Origin of the sequence: Microbacterium sp. BK668, from assembly GCF_004362195.1 — a bacterium.
GTDB lineage: Bacteria > Actinomycetota > Actinomycetes > Actinomycetales > Microbacteriaceae > Microbacterium.
On sequence record NZ_SNWG01000002.1, the window covers coordinates 88,345 to 103,393 of the forward strand.

The 15,049-nt window shown below is 70.2% G+C and carries 11 protein-coding genes; 8 read left to right on the plus strand and 3 right to left on the minus strand.

What is annotated here, in order from left to right; genetic code table 11:
* Positions 1-17 precede the first annotated feature (17 nt).
* Entirely contained in the window at positions 18-1,412 is a 1,395-nt protein-coding gene (locus EV279_RS14335; protein WP_133545159.1) for a cytosine permease, read from the plus strand.
* 4 nt (positions 1,413-1,416) lie between these two features.
* Complete coding sequence (locus EV279_RS14340) at positions 1,417-2,067, plus strand: cyclase family protein (protein WP_133545161.1); 651 nt, start codon at positions 1,417-1,419, stop codon at positions 2,065-2,067.
* 51 nt (positions 2,068-2,118) lie between these two features.
* Here EV279_RS14340 and EV279_RS14345 read toward each other — a convergent pair whose 3' ends face one another.
* Positions 2,119-5,844: a multifunctional oxoglutarate decarboxylase/oxoglutarate dehydrogenase thiamine pyrophosphate-binding subunit/dihydrolipoyllysine-residue succinyltransferase subunit gene (locus tag EV279_RS14345; protein ID WP_133545163.1), complete on the minus strand. Its 3,726-nt coding sequence runs from the start codon at positions 5,842-5,844 to the stop codon at positions 2,119-2,121.
* 175 nt (positions 5,845-6,019) lie between these two features.
* On the opposite strand from EV279_RS14345, the gene EV279_RS14350 reads away from it, so the two are divergent.
* Complete coding sequence (locus EV279_RS14350; protein WP_133545165.1) at positions 6,020-7,483, plus strand: GuaB1 family IMP dehydrogenase-related protein; 1,464 nt, start codon at positions 6,020-6,022, stop codon at positions 7,481-7,483.
* 7 nt (positions 7,484-7,490) lie between these two features.
* Here EV279_RS14350 and EV279_RS14355 read toward each other — a convergent pair whose 3' ends face one another.
* Positions 7,491-8,582, minus strand: coding sequence for a YihY/virulence factor BrkB family protein (locus EV279_RS14355; RefSeq protein ID WP_133545167.1), 1,092 nt, complete (start codon positions 8,580-8,582; stop codon positions 7,491-7,493).
* A 231-nt stretch (positions 8,583-8,813) separates the two neighbouring features.
* On the opposite strand from EV279_RS14355, the gene EV279_RS14360 reads away from it, so the two are divergent.
* The gene (locus tag EV279_RS14360; protein WP_133545169.1) at positions 8,814-10,142 is read left to right on the plus strand and encodes a hemolysin family protein; all 1,329 of its coding nucleotides are present in this window, start codon (positions 8,814-8,816) and stop codon (positions 10,140-10,142) included.
* On the plus strand, positions 10,135-11,193 hold the full coding sequence (locus EV279_RS14365) for a hemolysin family protein (RefSeq protein WP_133545171.1): 1,059 nt from the start codon (positions 10,135-10,137) through the stop codon (positions 11,191-11,193). Before EV279_RS14360 ends, EV279_RS14365 begins: the two co-directional genes overlap by 8 nt.
* 187 nt (positions 11,194-11,380) lie before the next feature.
* Here the strand turns inward: EV279_RS14365 and EV279_RS14370 are convergent, their stop codons facing one another.
* A complete protein-coding gene (locus EV279_RS14370) occupies positions 11,381-12,454 on the minus strand; it encodes an NADH:flavin oxidoreductase/NADH oxidase (RefSeq protein WP_133545173.1) in 1,074 nt (357 codons plus the stop codon).
* A gap of 30 nt (positions 12,455-12,484) precedes the next feature.
* On the opposite strand from EV279_RS14370, the gene EV279_RS14375 reads away from it, so the two are divergent.
* Genes EV279_RS14375 through EV279_RS14385 form a run of 3 tightly spaced genes read left to right on the plus strand, consistent with a single transcriptional unit; the run spans position 12,485 to position 14,977 of the window.
* On the plus strand, positions 12,485-13,327 hold the full coding sequence (locus EV279_RS14375; protein ID WP_133545175.1) for an ADP/ATP-dependent (S)-NAD(P)H-hydrate dehydratase: 843 nt from the start codon (positions 12,485-12,487) through the stop codon (positions 13,325-13,327).
* 43 nt (positions 13,328-13,370) lie between these two features.
* Positions 13,371-14,636 carry a glycosyltransferase 87 family protein gene (locus tag EV279_RS14380; RefSeq protein WP_133545177.1) on the plus strand — a complete coding sequence of 422 codons (1,266 nt, stop codon included), beginning with the start codon at positions 13,371-13,373 and terminating at the stop codon, positions 14,634-14,636.
* Positions 14,637-14,650: 14 nt separating this feature from the next.
* Entirely contained in the window at positions 14,651-14,977 is a 327-nt protein-coding gene (locus tag EV279_RS14385) for a thiamine-binding protein (protein ID WP_133545179.1), read from the plus strand.
* Positions 14,978-15,049 lie beyond the last annotated feature (72 nt).

The following is a 15,049-nucleotide window of genomic DNA, read 5'->3' on the forward strand; positions in this document are numbered from 1 at the left end:
CCCGAAGGAGCCCGAAGATGTCGCTCTACTCCCGTCTGGAACGGCGGCTGCAGACGCAGTCCGACGACGCCGGACCCGTTCGCGGCACGTACTCGACCCGCCGCCTGTTCATGATCTGGCTGGCGGCCAACCTCGTCGTCACCACACTGCTGACGGGAACGCTGTTCGTTCCCGATGTCCCGTATGGACTGGTCCTGCTGCTGATCGTCGCCGGCACCGTGGCGGGCGCCGCCGTGCTCGTCGCCGTCGGCACGATCGGTCAGCGCACCGGACTGCCGACGATGGCCCTGACCCGCGGGCCGTTCGGCACCCGCGGAAGCCTCCTGCCCGTCGCGGCGAACGTCGTCATCCTGATGGGGTGGAGCTGGGTGCAGGCGATGCTCGCGGGCATCGCGCTGGACTACATCGTCGCGACGTTCACGGGATTCTCGAGTCCGGTGATCTTCGCTGTGCTGTGCCAGACGATCGTGGTCATCCTCGCGATCTTCGGGCATGCCGGGGTCGCCCGCGTCGAGCCGTGGTTCGCGGCCGTCATCCTCGCGATCGCGGCGTACATCTTCGTCGTCTCCTTCATCTCGTACAGCCCCCCCGAGTTCGGCTCGATAACGGCCGGCGCGGAGCCCTTCTACTCGCCGGGGCTGGTCTTCGACGTCGTGCTGGCCACGGCCATCTCGTGGACGGTGCTGTCCGCCGACTTCAACCGATTCGCGCGGAGCACGCGCGTCAGCGTCGTAGGGTCGGGGGCGGGGTACACGCTCTCGACGGTCATCTCGATGTCGCTCGGTGCCACGGCGATGGGGTATGTCATCTTGAGCGGCGGCGAGGCCGTTCCGTTCGACCCCGTGACGATCATCGAGCCGTTCGGCTGGCTGTTCGGCGTCGCGATCTTCCTCTCCGTCATGGCGACCAACACGATGGTCGTCTACGGGATGGTGACCACCGTCGTGAACGCGCTGCCGGGAAGGCGGATCAGATTCCTGCCCACCGCCATCGTGCTCGGGATCATCTCGATCATCGGATCGACGTTCTTCGGGCTCCTGAACCAGTTCACGACGTTCCTCGTCACGATCGGCGCGCTCTTCGCACCGATCTTCGCCATCATGATCGTCGACTACTACGTCATCAAGCGCAGCTCGTACGCGCGCGACATCCTCCAGCCGACAGGTGGGCGCTACTGGTACGCCGGCGGCGTCAACTGGCTCGCGATCGCCTCGTGGGCCGTCGGCGCCGTGCTCGCCTACGTGTGGGCGTACGTGTGGCCTCTTCCCTTCGGTTCGACGGCTCCGGCGTTCGTCGTGACGTTCCTGCTCTATCTGCTGGTGTCGCTGCCGTCGCGCTCCAAGGGCACGTTCACCCCGACCGGGAATCTGGCGGACGAGGTGGATGCCACGCCCGCCGCGAAGGCGCGATGAGGCGATGCTGCTCGACCTCAGCCACCCCCTCCACGACGGGATGATGGTCTACCCCGGAGACCCGGGCGTGTCCATCGGCCCGGCGCTCTCGCTCGACGCCGACGGCGTCGCCGTCGGACGCATCGCCATGGGGTCGCACACGGGCACGCACGTCGATGCGCCGGCGCACACCGTTCCCGGCGGGCGTTCGATGGCGGAGGTCGGGCTGGAGGAACTGGTGGGCGAGGCGATCGTCCTCCGCGTGACGGGGCTCGCAGACGAGCAGGTCCTCGGATGGGACGACCTCAGTGCGGACGGCGAGCTCCCGGAGTCGCTCCCGCCCATCGTCATCCTCGACACGGACTGGGCCCGCTGGTTCGGCGATGACCGTGCGCTGCGGCATCCGTCCCTCGATCCGTCCGCCGCGAGGGAGCTCATGCGCAGAGGCATGCGGGTGCTCGCCGTCGACACGCTGAGCCCGGATCCGACGGCCGCGTCCGACGGCGCGTTCCCGGTGCACGAGGCGGTGCTCGGCGGCGACGGCCTGATCGTCGAGAACGTCTGCGGTCTTGCTCGGCTGCCGTCACGCGTGCGCGTCGGCTTCTTCCCCCTGCGGCTGGTGGGCGATGGCGCACCCGTGCGAGGAGTGGCTTTCATCGACGAACCGCAGCCCTGAGCGCGCCCGCTCGGTCATCCGGCAGCGGCCCTCGCACCGGTCGGCTCGGCGTCAGCTCTTCGCCGTGGTGAGCGCCTTCCTCATCAGTTCGCCGTGCTCGACGGCGTGCACCTTGGGCGAGCCGGTCGCCGGCGATGCCGCGGCGCTGCGCGACACCCGGCGGATCGTGCGGCCGTGCAGGTGCTTGACCACCTCGAGCGCGATGAACGGCCAGGCGCCCTGGTTCTCCGGCTCATCCTGCACCCAGTAGAGCTGCGCGTTCGGGTAGCTGTCGATCACGGCATTGAGCTCGTCGATCGGCGCCGGATAGAACTGCTCGAGGCGGACCAGGGCGACCTCGGGGTTGGGGCTCTTCTCCAGCTCCGCCCGCAGATCCCAGTGGATCTTGCCGGCGTGCAGAAGCACGCGCGTCACGGCGCTCTTGTCGATGCCGCGGTCGTCGTCGAGCACCGGCTGGAAGGTGCCGCTCGTGAAGTCCTCGACCTTGCTGGTCGCGCCGCGCAGTCGAAGCATCGCCTTCGGCGTGAAGACGACGAGCGGCCGGCGCGGGCGGGCGTAGGCCTGGCGCCGCAGCAGATGGAAGTACGACGCGGGGGTCGAGGGGCGCGCGACGATCATGTTGTTCTGGGCGCACATCGACAGATACCGCTCGATGCGGGCCGACGAGTGATCGGGTCCCTGGCCTTCGTAGCCGTGGGGGAGCAGCAGCACGACGCTCGACTGCTGGCCCCACTTCTGCTCGGCGGCGGAGATGTACTCGTCGATGACGGACTGGGCGCCGTTGGCGAAGTCGCCGAACTGGGCCTCCCACAGCACCAGCGAGTCGGCGCGCTCGACCGAGTAGCCGTACTCGAACGCCATCGCGGCGTACTCGCTCAGGAGCGAGTCGTAGACCCAGAAGCGGCCCTGGCTGTCGGCCAGGTTGCTGAGCGGGATCCACTCCTGTCCGTTGGCCCGGTCGTGGAGGACGGCGTGGCGCTGCACGAACGTGCCGCGGCGCGCGTCCTGGCCCGCCAGGCGCACGTTCGTCCCCTCGATGAGGAGCGATCCGAACGCCAGGAGCTCTCCGAAGCCCCAGTCGATGCCGCCGTTGCGGCTCATATCGAGGCGCTTGTCGAGCAGCTGCTGCAGCTTCGGGTGCACGGTGAAGCCGTCGGGCTTGTTGACGAAGGCGTCGCCGATCAGGTGGAGGATCTCGGTGGGCACGCCGGTCGTCTCGGGACTGCCCGACACGGGCGCGGCGGCGTCGGCCGCGGTCACGACCGGGGTGGTTCCCGTCTGCGCCGCGTGCGTATCGGCGAACGCCACTTCGAGGCCGTTCTGGAAGTCGAGCTTGGCCTTCTCGTACTCCTCTTCCGTGATGTCGCCGCGACCGACGAGCGACTCGGTGTAGAGGCGGCGGACGGAGCGCTTGGCCTCGATGAGGTTCGTCATGAGCGGCTGCGTCATCGACGGGTCGTCGCCCTCGTTGTGTCCGCGTCGGCGGTAGCAGACGAGGTCGATCACGACGTCGCGGTGGAACTGCTCGCGGTAGGCGAAGGCGATCTGCGCGACGCGGACGACGGCCTCCGGGTCGTCTCCGTTCACGTGGAAGATCGGCGCCTGGATCGTCTTGGCGACGTCCGTGGCGTAGATGGAGCTGCGGCCGTCGGACGGGATGGTGGTGAAGCCGACCTGGTTGTTGACGACGACGTGGATCGTGCCGCCCGTGCGGTAGCCGCGCAGCTGCGACATCTGCAGGGTCTCGACGACGACGCCCTGCCCGGCGAAGGCCGCGTCGCCGTGGACGAGGATCGGCAACCACGAGAAGGTGCCGACGGGCTTGCGGTCCTGCTTCGCGCGGGCGATCCCCTCGAGCACCCCGTCGACGGTCTCGAGGTGCGACGGGTTGGCGGCCAGCAGCACCGGGAGCTCTTCGCCGCCATCCGCGACGAACGTGCCCTCGGTGCCGAGGTGGTACTTGACGTCGCCCGACCCGCTCTTGCTCCCGACCGCGACCGAGCCCTCGAACTCGCGGAAGACCTGACCGTACGTCTTGCCGGCGATGTTGGTGAGGACGTTCAGGCGACCGCGGTGCGCCATCCCGATGGCGGCGCCGTCGAGGCCGGACTGGGCGGCACCCTGGAGGATCTCGTCGAGCAGGGGGATGAGGGACTCGCCGCCCTCGAGGCTGAAGCGTTTCTGGCCGACGTACTTCGTCTGCAGGAACGTCTCGAAGGCTTCGGCCTCGTTGAGCTTGGACAGGATCCGCAGCTGCTCGTCGTGGCCGGGCTTCTGGTACTTCACCTCGACGTGCTCCTGGAACCAGGCGCGCTGGCCGGGGTCCTGGATGTGCATGTACTCGATGCCGATCGTGCGGCAGTACGAGTCGCGGAGGACGCCGAGGATGTCGCGGAGCTTCATGACGCGCTTGCCGCCGAAGCCCCCCGTGACGAACTCGCGGTCGAGGTCCCAGAAGGTCAGGCCGTGGTTCTCGATCTCGAGGTCGGGGTGGGTGCGCTGGATGTAGGCGAGCGGATCGATGTCGGCCATGAGGTGGCCGCGGACGCGGAAGGAGTTGATGAGCTCCTGGACGCGCGCGGTCTTGTCGACGCGCTCGGCCACGTCGACGTTGATGTCGTGGGCCCAGTGGATCGGAGCGTAGGGGATGCGCAGGGCGGCGAAGATGTCCTCGTAGAAGTTGCGCTGGCCGATGAGCAGCTCGTGCACCTTCTTGAGGAACTCGCCCGAGCCGGCGCCCTGGATGACGCGGTGGTCGTACGTGCTCGTGAGGGTGATCGTCTTGCCGATGCCGAGCTCGACCAGGGTCTTCTCGCTCGAGCCCTGGAACTCGGCCGGGTACTCCAGCGCGCCGGCGCCGACGATGCATCCCTGTCCCCTCATGAGGCGAGGGACCGAGTGGACGGTGCCGATGCCGCCGGGGTTGGTCAGCGAGATCGTCGTTCCCTGGAAGTCGGCCGCCGTCAGCTTGTTGCTGCGCGCGCGTGTGATGAGGTCCTCGTACGACGCAAGGAACTCGCCGAAGCTGAGGGTCTCGGCGCGCTTGATGCTGGGGACCAGGAGCGAGCGCGTGCCGTCGGGCTTGGGCAGGTCGATCGCGATGCCGAGGTTGACGTGCGCCGGCGCGACGACGGAGGGCTTGCCGTCGATCTCGGCGTAGAAGACGTTCTGGCTCGGGAACTCCTGCAGCGTCCGGATGATCGCCCAGCCGATGAGGTGCGTGAAGCTCACCTTGCCGCCGCGCGTGCGCGCCATGTGATTGTTGATCACGATGCGGTTGTCGATCATCAGCTTCGCCGGGACCGTGCGCACGCTCGTGGCGGTCGGAACCGTGAGCGAGTCGTCCATGTTGGCGGCGAGGGTCTTGGTCATCCCGCGGAGGACGGTGATCTGGTCCTCCTCGGTCGACGCCTCGCCCGTCGAGGGGACCACCGCAGGCGCCTGAGCGGGGATCGGCTGATTCGCGGCGGGCTTCGCCGTCGTGCGGGCGACGGGCTGCGCGCCGACGACCGGTACCGGCGCCGTCACGGGCCGCGACTCGGATGCAGGGGCGGCGGCCTGCTCGGGCGCCTGCGCCGCGGCTGAGGGAGGCGGCGCGTCCGGAGCCTGCGCGGCGGCCTCACCGGCGGGGCGGTAGGTCTCGAGGATCGGCCACCACGCCTTGTCCACCGAGTTCCTGTCGACCTTGAACTGCTCGTACAGCTCCTCGACGAGCCATTCGTTCGCTCCGAACTCTCCTTCGCTCGAAACTCCGACGCCCGTCACCTGGCTAGACACGCTCGATCGCCTGCTTTCATCGGTGAAGATCTCCTGAACATGCGGGCTGACAGCGCCCGCACGCGCGACTGTCAAGCCTAACCCAGTCTCCCGCGCCGGCGCCTGGGGGGAAGGGCCGCCAGGCGCAAGAATCCGCATCATTATTCCCACAGGCAGGAATCACTACCCTTGATGCGTGGAGTTCTACGGTGAGCGGCCCGACGTCGACCTGACCTACTCGGACGTCTTCCTGGTGCCGCGCAGGTCGTCGGTCACGAGCCGACTGGATGTCGATCTCGCTCCCGGCGACGGCACTCCGGCGACGATCCCGCTCGTCTCGGCGAATATGAACTCCGTGACCGGGGCGCGCCTGGCGGCGACGCTGGCGCGCCGCGGCGGACTCGGCGTCCTGCCGCAGGACATGCCGCTGCAGGAGCTGGATGCCGCGATCCGCTGGGTGAAGTCCCAGCCCGTCCTGTGGGACACCCCTCTCGTGCTCCCTCCCGAGGCCACCGTCGCCGATGCTGGCCGGCTCCTGCCCGCGACCGAAGGGCACGGCATCGTCGTGGCGCCGCCGGCGGTCCACGCCGAAGGGATCCGGATCGAGGAGATCCTGGGTGTCATCCCGGCAACGCGACTGGGCACCGCCCTGCCCGACGCCCGTCTCGGCGACCTGGCCCGCGGACACGCCGCCTCCATCGACGCCGACGACGTCGAGACGCCGCGGCACGCATTCGACCTCATCGTCGGTGCCGGTGCCGAGACGGTGTGCGTCCTGCACCACGGCTTCCTCGTGGGAACCCTCTCCCGCCGCACGGCGCTGCGCTCCAACCTCTACCGCCCGGCCGTCGACACCGGCGGGCGCCTCGGCGTCGCGGCAGCCGTCGGCATCAACGGCGACGTCGCCGCCAAGGCGAGGGCGCTCGCCGCAGCCGGGGTCGACGTGCTCGTCGTCGACACGGCCCATGGCCACCAGGAGGGCATGCTCGGGGCACTCCGGGCGGTGTCGGAACTGGATCTCGGCATCCCGATCGCGGCCGGCAACGTCGTGACGGCTGAAGGCGTGCACGATCTCGTCACGGCGGGCGCCGACATCCTCAAGGTCGGTGTCGGCCCCGGTGCGATGTGCACGACCCGCATGATGACGGCCGTCGGCCGGCCCCAGTTCTCCGCGGTGCTCGAGACCGCCGAGGCGGCACGGGTCATGGGCGCCCACGTGTGGGCGGACGGCGGTGTGCGATACCCGCGCGACGTCGCCCTCGCACTGGCGGCGGGCGCGGCATCCGTCATGATCGGGTCGTGGTTCGCGGGAACGATCGAGGCCCCCGGGGAACTGCAGATCGACGGCGCAGGCCGTGCCTACAAGGAGTCGTGGGGAATGGCCTCGACCAAGGCGGTGCACGAGCGATTCGGCCGGCTGGACCCGTACGAGCTCGCGCGGAAGGAGCTGTTCGCCGAGGGGATCTCCTCGTCGAAGATCTACCTCGATCCGCTCCGCCCGAGCCTGGAGGACCTGCTCGACATGATCACGTCAGGCGTCCGCTCGTCCTTCACCTATGCCGGCGCGACGACGGTCGCGGAGTTCCACGACCGCGCGCGCGTCGGTCTGCAGTCCGCAGCCGGCTACGAGGAGGGCAAGGCGCTCCCCGTCAGCTGGTAGCGCCCCGTCAGCCGGTGGCGCCGCCCCGGCGGCGCGGCGCCACATCGTCATCGTCGTCGTGCTCCTCGCGGATGGCGCGGCCCTCTTGGATCGACTCCTCCTCCTTCTTCTCCTTCTTCTTGATGTTGCGGTCGTCGCGCGGCGGCAGCTGGATGTCCTCCTCCGCGGCGATGCCGCCCTGCACCTGACGCCCGCGCTCGAGCTCCGCGTCGAACTCCGCGCCGAACAGCAGTGCGAGGTTCGCGATCCAGAGCCACAGGAGGAAGATCACGACGCCGGCGAGCGATCCGTAGGTCCTGTCGTAGTTCGAGAAATTGGTGACGTAGAAGCCGAACGCCACCGTCGCGAGGACGAGGACGAGGATGGCGAGGAGCGACCCGACGCTGATCCAGCGGAACTTCGGCTGCTTCGCATTGGGAGCCGCGTAGTAGAGGATCGCGACCATCAGGACGATGATGACCGCCAGGACCGGCCACTTCGCGATGGACCACACCGTCGTCGCGACCTCGCCGAGGCCGAGCGCGTCGCCGACGGCTTCCGCCACGGGGCCTGACACGACGAGGATGACGGCCGCGATCGCGATGAGGATGATGCCGATCACCGTGATCAGAAGCTGTGCGGGCTTCAGCTTCCAGAAGGGTCGGCCCTCGCGGATCTCGTAGATCCGGTTCATCGCGCGGCTGAAGGCGCCGACGTACCCGGAGGCCGCCCAGATCGCGAGGACGATGCCGGAGACCAGGGCGAAGCCCGCGCCCGGGGAGGTCGCCATGTCGGTGAGCGGACCCTCGAGCGCGTCCGCCGCGTCCGGCGCGAAGTTCGAGATGATGCCGGTGATGGCGCCGGCCGCCTGCTCGCCCTGACCGATCACGCCGAGGATCGAGAACACCGCGATCAGGGCGGGGAAGAGCGAGAGCATCGCGTAGTAGGTCAGGGCTGCGGCGATGTCGGTGCACTCGTCGTCCGAGAACTCCCGGATTGTGTTGCGGAAGACGTACTTCCAGGAGCGCTTGTCGATGTCGCGCAGGCGATCCGGCTTCTCCGGGTGCTCGGGGTCGGGCGTGCGCTCAGTGTTCTCCTGGCGCTGGTCGGTCGTGCTCATCGCACCTCCACGTAGCTCGATTCCGGCATGTGACGAGGGTGGCGAGATCACCATTGTGCTCAGGGCGAGCACTGTGCACTCAGGGCTTGACAGACGGATGCCCGGGCACCGGCGCTCGCCCATGTTGCGGCGGGAAGCCTGCCGTAGACTTGAGGGCACGATGGACGACCCTCCCTCTTGTAGACCCTGGCCCCACCGACCCGCCTCCCCCTCTGATGGAGGTGATGCGTGATGGAATACGTCATGTTGGGCGTGGGGCTCCTGCTCACCATCGGGACCGGACTGTTCGTCGCGAGCGAGTTCGCCCTCGTCAATCTGGACCGCGCCGACCTCGAGGCTCGGCGCGAGCGCGGGGAATCCCGCCTGTCGCTGACCATCAGCGCGCTCAAGATCACGTCGACGCACCTGTCGAGCGCGCAGCTGGGAATCACGCTGACGACGCTCCTCACCGGCTACACGATGGAGCCCGCGATCTCGAGCCTGCTCGCGCCGGTGTTCACCGCGTGGGGGCTGCCCGCCGGGATCGTCGCACCCGTCTCGGTCTTCATCGGCGTCTCGGTCGCGACCATCCTCTCGATGATCCTGGGCGAGCTGGTCCCGAAGAACTTCGCGCTCGCACTGCCGCGGCAGACGGCCAAGGTGGTGATGCCCTTCCAGGTCGCGTTCACGACCGTCTTCCGTCCCGCGATCGTCGTGCTCAACGGGAGCGCGAACGGCGTGCTCCGCGCGATCGGCGTCGAACCGAAGGAGGAGCTCTCGGGCGCGCGGACGGCCGAGGAGCTGTCGAGCCTCGTCCGGCGCTCGGCGAGCGCCGGCGTGCTCGAAGAGGACACGGCATCGCTCCTGGACCGCAGCTTGACCTTCGCCCGGCTGACGGCGTCCGACGTCATGACGCCGCGCCCCAGCATCCACGCCCTCCAGGCGGGCGACTCCGCAGAGGAGGCGATCCAGCTCGCACGGCGGACGGGGCACAGCCGCTTCCCCGTGTACGACGACTCGATGGACGACATCGTCGGCATCGTGCACCTCAAGGCGGCGGTCGCGGTGCCGCGCGACCGGCGCGCCGACGTGCCCGTCGCAGCCCTGTCGACCGAGCCCCTTCGCGTGCCGGAGGCCGTGCACCTCGACGCCCTGGTGTCGGAGCTGCGCGCCCGCGGCTACCAGATGGCCGTCGTCGTCGACGAGTACGGCGGAACGGCCGGTGTCGTGACGCTCGAGGACCTCGTCGAGGAGATCGTCGGCGAAGTGCTCGACGAGCACGATCGCCGTCGGGCGGGCATCGTCCGCCTCGACGGCGACGTCCTGTTCCCCGGAGAGCTCCGGCCCGACGAGCTGCTCGACCGCACGGGCATCCGCGTCCCCGAGGGCGAGGTGTACGACACGGTCGGCGGCTACGTCATGAGCGTCCTGGAGCGCATCCCCGCCGTGGGCGACGAGGTCGAGGTCGACGACGGAACCCTCGCGGTGCAGCGGATGGACGGCCGGCGCGTCGACCGGGTGAGGTTCACGCCCAAGCCGGTCCCCGTCCTGGACGCGAGGAAGGGGGCGACCGATGAATGACTGGGCGGGAATCGCCTGGCTGTTCGTGCTCCTCGTCGCGAACGCCTTCTTCGTCGGCGCCGAGTTCGCCGTCATCTCCGCACGCCGGTCGCAGATCGAGCCGCTCGCCGAGAAGGGGTCGCGCTCGGCCAAGACCGCGCTGTACGCGATGGAGCACGCGACGCTCATGCTCGCGACGTCGCAGCTCGGAATCACGATCTGCTCGCTGCTGATCCTCAACGTGTCCGAGCCGGCGATCCACCACCTGCTGGCGGAGCCCCTCGGCCTGACGGGCCTCAGCGAGACGACGGTGGACGTCATCGCCTTCGTGATCGCCCTCGTGCTCGTCTCGTACCTGCACGTCGTGTTCGGCGAGATGGTGCCGAAGAACCTCGCGTTCTCGGTCCCCGACCGGGCTGTGCTGATGCTGGCGACGCCGCTGGTGTGGGTCTCGAAAGTGTTCCACCCCGTCATCGTGTCGCTCAACTGGGTGGCCAACAGCGTGCTGCGCCTGTTCCGGGTCGAGCCGAAGGACGAGGCCGCTTCGACCTTCACGCTCGACGAGGTGGCGACGATCGTCAACCAGTCGCGGATCGAGGGCGTGCTCGACGATGCCGCCGGCACGGTCGCCGCCGCGGTGGAGTTCACCGACAAGAAGGCGATGGATGTCGCGGTGCCCCTCGGCGACCTCGTGACGCTTCCCGAGCTGACGACGGCCGACGAGATCGAGCGGGCCGTGGCGAAGCACGGCTTCTCGCGATACGTCATCGTGGGCACCGACGGCGCGCCGGTCGGGTACGTGCACCTGAAGGACGTCCTGCGGGCAGCCGAGGGACCGGATGCCGCGGCCGACGTCGCGCGTCCGCTCCCGGCCAAGCGCATCCACCACATGGTGCCGGTGCTCGAGACCACCGACCTCGAGGACGCGCTGGCCCTCATGCGCCGCGCCGGCCGGCACCTGGCGCAGGTGCGAAACGCGGCCGGGGAGACGACGGCCGTGCTGTTCCTCGAGGACATCATCGAGGAGCTGATCGGCGAGGTGCAGGACGCGACGCGTCGCGGGCTGCGCTGATGCGCCCGGGGGCCGGCGTCGCGCGCCGGCCCTCCCCGGTCGTTGAGCGAGCGGAGCGAGACGAAACGCCCCGGACCTGCGGTCAGGAGCGGCCCGGGTCAGCGGTGGGGACGTGCCGGCCGTCCCGGTCGTTGAGCGAGCGGAGCGAGACGAAACGCCCCGGACCTGCGGTCAGGAGCGGCCCGGGTCAGCGGTGGGGACGTGCCCGGACGTACTGCTTCGGCCAGTAGTCGATGTCGGCGCCGAGTTCGCCGGCAGCGCGGAGGCCGAAGTGGGGGTCGCGCAGCCACTCCCGCGCCGACATGATCGCGTCGGCGTCGCCGCGGCGGAGGATCTCCTCGGCCTGCCTGCCGGAGTCGATGAGGCCGACCGCGCTCACCGGAACACCCGCCGCCTCGCGGACGTGACGCGCGAGGTGCACCTGGTAGCCCGGGCCCGGAACGATCCGCTGGTGCGCGACGAGCCCGCCGCTGGAGATGTCGAAGAAGTCGACGCCTCGCCCTGCCGCCCAGCCCGCGACGGTCGCGGTGTCCTCGACGGTCCAGCCGCCCTCGGCCCAGTCGGTTGCCGAGAACCGCACGAGGAGCGGGACAGCGGGCGCGGCATCCCGGACCGCGTCGATCACCCGCAGGAGCAGGCGCGCGCGGTTCTCGAGCGACCCGCCGTACTCGTCGTCGCGGCGGTTCGACAGCGGCGAGAGGAACTGGTGAAGCAGGTAGCCGTGCGCGGCGTGGATCTCGAGCAGCTCGAAGCCGGCCTCGACCGCGCGGCCGGTGGCCGCCGCGAAGTCGTCGACGACCTCGTCGATCCCCGCCACGTTGAGCGCGATCGGCTCGTCGAAGCCCTCGAAGGCGACCGCCGACGGCGCGACGGTCTGCCAGCCGCCCTCCGCGGCGGGCACCGTGCCGCGGCGGTGCGTGAAGGGCGACCACGTCGAGGCCTTGCGGCCGGCGTGCGCGAGCTGCAGGGCGGGGACGGCTCCCCGGGCTGCGACGGCCGCGACGATCGGCCTCCAGGCATCCACCTGTTCGTCGTTCCAGATGCCGGTGTCCTCGGGGGAGATGCGGCCCTCGGGCGACACCGCCGTGGCCTCGGCCATGACGATGCCCGCGCCTCCCGACGCGAACTGCGCCAGGTGCGTGTGGTGCCACTCCTGCGGGACCCCCTCGACGGCGCTGTACTGGCACATCGGAGCCACCCACAGCCGGTTGCGGACCTCGAGTCCGCGGATCGTGACGGGCGAGAACAGGATGGAGGTCATCGGGCGCTCCTGCGCGGTTAGGGTGTCGAAATGGGCGGATCGTGGACGATCTCGGACGTCGCCGGGACCCTTCGGAGGCCAACGGCCGCGGATGACAAGTATTCCCGCGGGGTGCTCGGCATCCGGACCGGCTCCGAGCTCTACCCCGGCGCGGCGGTGCTCGGCGTCGAGGCGGCGTGGCGCACAGGCGTCGGCATGGTGCGATACATCGGCGCCGCGCGAGACCTCGTGCTGCAGCGCCGTCCCGAGACCGTGTCGCAGGACGGCCGCGTGCAGGCATGGCTCATCGGGTCGGGGACGGATGCCTCGGCCCGCCGCGGGGACGAGACCCACGCGCTGCGGGCGCTGCTCACCGGTGAGGTGCCTGTCGTCGTGGACGCGGGTGCCCTCGACCTCGTCGTCGCGGCGACGGCGCCGATCGTCGTGACGCCGCATGCGCGTGAGCATGCGAGGCTGCGCGGGGCGCTGGGGCTCGACGACGAGGTGCCCGAGGATGCCTCAGCCCGGGCACGGGCGGCCGCCGAGACGGCGGCGGCCCTGGGCGGAGCGGTGCTGCTCAAGGGAAGTGCGACGGTCGTCGCCTCGCCGTCGGGATGGAGCACGACCGTCGATGCGGGAACCCCGTGGCTCGCGACGGCGGGTACCGGCGACGTGCTGGGCGGGGTGATCGGGGCGCTCGTCGCCGGTGCCGCCGCAGGCGGCGAGCTCGACGCGGAGCGCCTGGCCGCGCTGGCGGCCTCGGGCGCGTGGCTGCACGGCCGCGCGGCGCGGCTCGCCTCGTCGGCTGCCGGGGAGGGAGGCGGCCCCATCACCGCACTCGATGTCGCAGAGGCCCTTCCGCGCGTGGTCGCCGAGGCGCTCGCCGCGGCCTGACGCGGCGGCAGGACCGGGCGGCGGGCTCGCCTAGGATGGGGGCGTGTCGAGGCGGGCGGTGCTCTGGGTCGCGTTCGTCATCGTCCACGTCGGGGTGGCGGCGCTCGGTTTCCTCCTTCCCAACGAGCCGATGGGCGACGTCTACCGGGTGTACGAGCCGTGGTCCCGGGCGTGGCTGGCCGGCCTCGACATCCAGCCCGTCCTGAGTGCCGGGTTCCCCGCCGGCGCGGCCCTGGTGGGCATCACCGAGTCGTGGGTGTATCCGCAGCTGGCGATCGTCCCGATGCTCATCGCGTGGCTGTTCTCCTGGCTGGCCGGCTACGAGGTCGGCTGGGCGATCCTCGTGACGCTCTGCGACGCCCTCGCCTTCGCGCTCCTGGTGGGGCGGGGGCGCTCGACGGGGCGGTGGGTGGCCGCGTGGTTCTGGCTGGCGTTCATCGCCGTGCTGGGGCCCGTCGGCATGTATCGCCTCGACGGCGTCACCGTGCCCCTCGCGATCGCGGGCAGCCTGTGGCTCGTGGGGCGCCCGTGGGTCGGGTCGGCTCTGCTGGCGGTGGCCATGTGGATCAAGGTGTGGCCCGCCGCGCTGATCGCCGCGGCGCTCGTCGCCGTTCGCCGCCGCCTCGCGGTTCTCGGCGCCGCGGTCGCCGTCTCGGCGGCGGTCGTCGTGTGGGTGCTCGCGATGGGCGGTGCCTCGCACCTGTTCGGGTTCGTCCTCGACCAGACCGACCGCGGCCTCCAGCTCGAGGCGCCCGTGAGCACGGTGTACGTCTGGCAGGCGGTCGCCCGCATCCCGGGTTCGCAGATCTACTACGAGCAGGACCTCTTGACGTTCCAGGTCACGGGACCGCTCGTCGACACCGTCATCGCGATCATGACGCCTCTCCTCGTCCTCGCTGTCGCCGCGGTCGCGGGCGTGGGCGTCTACAAGGCGCGGGGCGGCGCGTCGTTCGCCGGCCTCTACCCGAACCTCGCACTCGCGCTCGTGCTCGCACTCATCGTCTTCAACAAGGTCGGCTCGCCTCAGTACATGACATGGATCGCCGCGCCGATCGTCGTCGGACTCGCGATCGACCGTCGTCGCTGGTGGCCGCCCGCGATCCTCGCACTGGTCATCGCGGGCTTCACCCTCGGGGTGTACCCGCTCGCGTACTTCTCGCTCCTGCTGGCGTGGCCGTTCCCCGCGACGCTCCTGACGATCCGCAACGTCCTCGTCGTGGTGCTGTTCGTCTGGGTCGTCGTCCGGCTCTGCCGCGTGCCGACCCATCCTCGTGTGCGCGCCCCGCGCCACGCCGACGCCCTCGCCTGACCCCTGGAGGATCCATGCTCGTCGCCTTCTCCGTCGCCCCGAGCGGCACCGGCCGTGCCGACGGCTCCGTGCACGACGCCGTCGCCGCGGCGGTGCGGATCGTCCGCGACAGCGGGCTGCCGTCGCGGACGACATCGATGTTCACCGAGATCGAGGGGGAGTGGGACGAGGTGTTCGCGGTCGTCAAGCAGGCCACCGACGCCGTGCTGCCCTTCGGCTCGCGCGTCTCGCTGGTCCTGAAGGCCGACATCCGCCCGGGCTACACCGGTGAGCTCGACGCGAAGGTCGACCGTCTCGAGGAGGCGCTCTCGGAGGAGGGGTCGTCGCTCGAGGGACCCTGACGCCGTCTCGTTCCGCTGGCACGATCGGGGTCCGTGTGTCTCTGGCGGGTCCGAGCGTGTCGAATCGATTCG

What these genes read in the sequence shown, in the direction of transcription:
- EV279_RS14385 (WP_133545179.1), top strand. Translation starts at nt 14,651, where the DNA reads ATGCTCGTCGCCTTCTCCGTCGCCCCGAGCGGCACCGGCCGTGCCGAC.
- EV279_RS14360 (WP_133545169.1), top strand. Translation starts at nt 8,814, where the DNA reads ATGGAATACGTCATGTTGGGCGTGGGGCTCCTGCTCACCATCGGGACC.
- EV279_RS14335 (WP_133545159.1), top strand. Translation starts at nt 18, where the DNA reads ATGTCGCTCTACTCCCGTCTGGAACGGCGGCTGCAGACGCAGTCCGAC.
- EV279_RS14355 (WP_133545167.1), bottom strand. Translation starts at nt 8,582, where the DNA reads ATGAGCACGACCGACCAGCGCCAGGAGAACACTGAGCGCACGCCCGAC.
- EV279_RS14365 (WP_133545171.1), top strand. Translation starts at nt 10,135, where the DNA reads ATGAATGACTGGGCGGGAATCGCCTGGCTGTTCGTGCTCCTCGTCGCG.
- EV279_RS14370 (WP_133545173.1), bottom strand. Translation starts at nt 12,454, where the DNA reads ATGACCTCCATCCTGTTCTCGCCCGTCACGATCCGCGGACTCGAGGTC.
- EV279_RS14375 (WP_133545175.1), top strand. Translation starts at nt 12,485, where the DNA reads ATGGGCGGATCGTGGACGATCTCGGACGTCGCCGGGACCCTTCGGAGG.
- EV279_RS14340 (WP_133545161.1), top strand. Translation starts at nt 1,417, where the DNA reads ATGCTGCTCGACCTCAGCCACCCCCTCCACGACGGGATGATGGTCTAC.